Genomic DNA, 3,229 nt, shown 5'->3' with positions numbered 1-3,229 from the left:
CAGAAGGTGCAGTCGCTGGGCTCCGGCTTCGTCATCGATGCCGAGCAAGGCATCGTCATCACCAACAACCATGTCATTGCCGATGCCGACGACATCGAGGTCAATTTCTCCGATGGCGTCACCTTGAAGGCGACGCTGGTCGGCACCGACACCAAGACCGATGTCGCCGTGCTCAAGGTCGATCCGAAAGGCCACAAGCTGACGGCGGTAAAGTTCGGCGATTCCACCAAGATGCGCGTCGGCGACTGGGTGATGGCGATCGGCAATCCGTTCGGCCTCGGCGGCACGGTGACGGTCGGCATCGTCTCGGCCCGCAACCGCGACATCAATTCCGGCCCCTATGACGACTTCATCCAGACCGATGCCGCGATCAACCGCGGCAATTCCGGCGGACCGCTGTTCAACAGCGCGGGCGAAGTCATCGGCATCAACACGGCGATCATCTCGCCATCCGGCGGCTCGATCGGCATCGGCTTCTCCATCCCGTCGCAGCTCGCGTCCGGTGTCGTCGACCAGTTGCGCCAGTTCGGCGAGACGCGGCGCGGCTGGCTCGGCGTGCGCATCCAGCCGGTGACCGACGACATCGCCGAAAGCCTCGGCATGGCGACCGCAAAGGGTGCGCTGGTTGCCGGCGTGATCAAGGGCGGCCCGGTCGACAATGGCACGATCCAGGCCGGCGACGTCATCATCAAGTTCGACGGCAAGGATATCCATGAGATGCGCGACCTGCCACGTGTCGTCGCCGAAAGCCCTGTCGGCAAGGCGGTCGACGTGCTGATCGTGCGCAAGGGCGTTGAACAGACGGTGAAAGTGACCCTCGGCCGGCTCGAGGATGGCGAGAAGGCCGCCAACGCCGAGGAGGGCAACACCGATCAGGACAAGGGCGACAAGGCTCCGGCCGTTTCCACTGCTTCGGTGCTCGGCATGACGGTCGGCGAACTGAACGACGAGACACGCAAGAAGTTCAGCATTGCGGCCGATGTTTCGGGCGTCGTCATCACCGACGTCACCAAGGACTCGGCCGCCGCCGAACGCGGCATCCAGCCCGGCGAGGTGATCACCGAGATCGCACAGGAATCGGTTGCTACCCCCAAGGACGTCATGGACCGGATCGGCGCCTTGAAGGAACAGGGGCGCAAGAATGCGCTCTTGATGCTGGCCTCGAAGACCGGCGAGCTCAGGTTCGTGACGATCAGGATGGACTGAGGTCCGGAAGATCGACAACACGACAACACTGAAAAAAGGGCGGCTAGCGAGCTGCCCTTTTTCTTGCCTGCCAGTCCTGGCGCGACAGTCTGTAGAGGACATGCCGTTTGAGATGCGGATGGCTGTCGGGAATGCTGGGGTGGTCGAAATCGGCGGATGGATCCGCGCTCATGCCGAGGCGTTGCATGACGGCGGTGGAGCGGCGGTTGGCCGCGACGGCGAATGACACGATTTCATCGAGGCCAAGCGTCTCGAAGCCGTAGGCCAGCCACGCATCGGCTGCCTCGGTGACATAGCCTTTGCCCCAGAACTCAGGTGCCAGCCGCCAGCCGATCTCGATGGTGCCGGCTGGCAGGGATGGCACATGATCGGTGTCGAGGAGACCGATGAAGCCGATGCATTCACCGGTGGCGGTGATCTCGGCGGCAGCAAAACCGTATCCGTCCTTCGTGGTCCAGGCCCGGAGCTCGTCCATCTTGGCATCCGCCTGGGCGCGGTCACGGCGGAATGGAAAGAACTCCATCACCCGGTCGTCGGAGTTGATGCGGTGGAACAGGTCGCGGTCGCGATCCTCCCAGTTGCGCAGGATCAGGCGCTCGGTACGCATTGGTTTCATTGCACAAAGTCCTCCTGCCTGTAGCCCTGAATATAGAGCAGCGCGGTCAGGTCGCCATGATCGATGCGGACCTTGGCCTGTGCCGCCACCGTCGGCTTAGCGTGAAGCGCGACACCGGTACCGGCAAGGCGGATCATGTCGAGATCATTGGCGCCGTCACCGACGGCAATGGCGTCGGCGGGCGTCAGGCCGAGGCGCGCTGAAATTTCGATCAGCGCGTCGGCCTTGGCGGCGCGGCCGAGGATCGGTTCGCCGACCAGGCCGGTGAAGCGCCCGTCCTGCTCGAGCAGGCGATTGGCGCGGTTCTCCTGGAAGCCGAGCATTGCGGCGATTCGCGTCGTGAACACCTCGAACCCGCCAGACACGAGTGCCGTCCAGGCACCGTTGGCGCGCATGGTCCGGACCAGAACACGGCCGCCCGAGGCCAGCGTCAGGCGATTGGCGACGATGCGATCGACCACGGTGGCGTCGAGGCCCTTCAGCAACGCCACCCGCTCGCGCAAAGCCGGTTCGAAGGCGATCTCGCCATTCATGGATCGCGCGGTAATCGTGGCAACATGATCCTTGACGCCGATCTCGTCGGCCAGCTCGTCGATGCATTCCTGGTCGATCATGGTCGAATCCATGTCGGCGATCAGGATTTTCTTGCGGCGGGTTTCTGCTTCTTGGACGATCACGTCGACCGACTCGCTGGCGAGTGCCGTGCGCAAGACGGCACTCGTAGCGGCCGCGTCGGCTGCCTCAGGCAGGACGAGATCGCAGGCGATACCTTCGGCCAGCCAGACAACAGCGCTTGCGCCGACCGACCGTGAGGCCATATTCGCAAGCGACAGCGACAAAGCGCGCTCAATGGGACGGGAAACAAGCGTGGCGATGAGCGGCATGGAACATTCCGGCGGGCAGGCGGGCAAGGGCCGCGTGAAGAACGCGATCCTGATAGCCGGGCCGACCGCCAGCGGCAAGTCGGCGCTTGCGCTCGATCTGGCCGAGCGCAGGGGTGGCGTGATCGTCAATACGGATTCCATGCAGGGCTATTCGGTGCTCGACGTGCTGACCGCCCGGCCGGAGGCGGCCGACCTCGCCCGCGCACCGCATTTCCTCTACGGCCATGTCCATCCGGCGACACCCTATTCCACCGGCGCCTGGCTGCGCGACGTGATGAAACTGATCGACGACGGCACATTCTCCGAACGGACAGCGATTTTTGTCGGCGGCACCGGGCTCTATTTTCGCGCATTAGCCGAGGGCATTTCGGAAATGCCCGACATTCCGCAACGGGTCCGCGACCGTTGGCGCTATGAATTGAAGGAGCAGGGCGCCGTCAAGCTGCACAGCCTGCTGCTGCGCGAGGATTCGGCGGCCGCCATGATGCTCAAGCCAACCGACAGCCAGCGCATCGTGCGGGCA

At 64.0% G+C, this 3,229-nt stretch carries 4 protein-coding genes; 2 read left to right on the top strand and 2 right to left on the bottom strand.

Annotated features, from left to right (window positions below; genetic code table 11):
- Positions 1–1,206 (top strand): DegQ family serine endoprotease (locus EN994_RS24100; protein WP_164746129.1); only part of this gene is annotated, 1,206 nt, incomplete at its 5' end.
- A 43-nt stretch (positions 1,207–1,249) separates the two neighbouring features.
- Here the strand turns inward: EN994_RS24100 and EN994_RS24095 are convergent.
- Together EN994_RS24095 and serB are read right to left on the bottom strand one after the other, a co-directional pair.
- Positions 1,250–1,822: a GNAT family N-acetyltransferase gene (locus tag EN994_RS24095; RefSeq protein WP_063168275.1), complete on the bottom strand. Its 573-nt coding sequence runs from the start codon at positions 1,820–1,822 to the stop codon at positions 1,250–1,252.
- Complete coding sequence (gene serB / locus EN994_RS24090; protein WP_082826478.1) at positions 1,819–2,706, bottom strand: phosphoserine phosphatase SerB; 888 nt, start codon at positions 2,704–2,706, stop codon at positions 1,819–1,821. The genes EN994_RS24095 and serB overlap by 4 nt, the downstream gene beginning before the upstream one ends.
- On the opposite strand from serB, the gene EN994_RS24085 reads away from it, so the two are divergent.
- A partial coding sequence (locus EN994_RS24085) for a tRNA (adenosine(37)-N6)-dimethylallyltransferase MiaA (RefSeq protein WP_281060202.1) occupies positions 2,696–3,229 on the top strand: 534 nt, incomplete at its 3' end. The two genes, serB and EN994_RS24085, sit on opposite strands and share 11 nt — an antisense overlap.

It is taken from the genome of Mesorhizobium sp. M7A.F.Ca.CA.002.09.1.1 (assembly GCF_003998555.1).
Taxonomy (GTDB): Bacteria; Pseudomonadota; Alphaproteobacteria; order Rhizobiales; family Rhizobiaceae; genus Mesorhizobium; species Mesorhizobium ciceri.
This window is presented reverse-complemented; position numbering and strand designations above follow the sequence as displayed.

Coding starts and splice junctions, on each gene's coding strand:
- EN994_RS24095 (WP_063168275.1), bottom strand. CDS start 1,822: ATGAAACCAATGCGTACCGAGCGCCTGATCCTGCGCAACTGGGAGGAT.
- serB (WP_082826478.1), bottom strand. CDS start 2,706: ATGCCGCTCATCGCCACGCTTGTTTCCCGTCCCATTGAGCGCGCTTTG.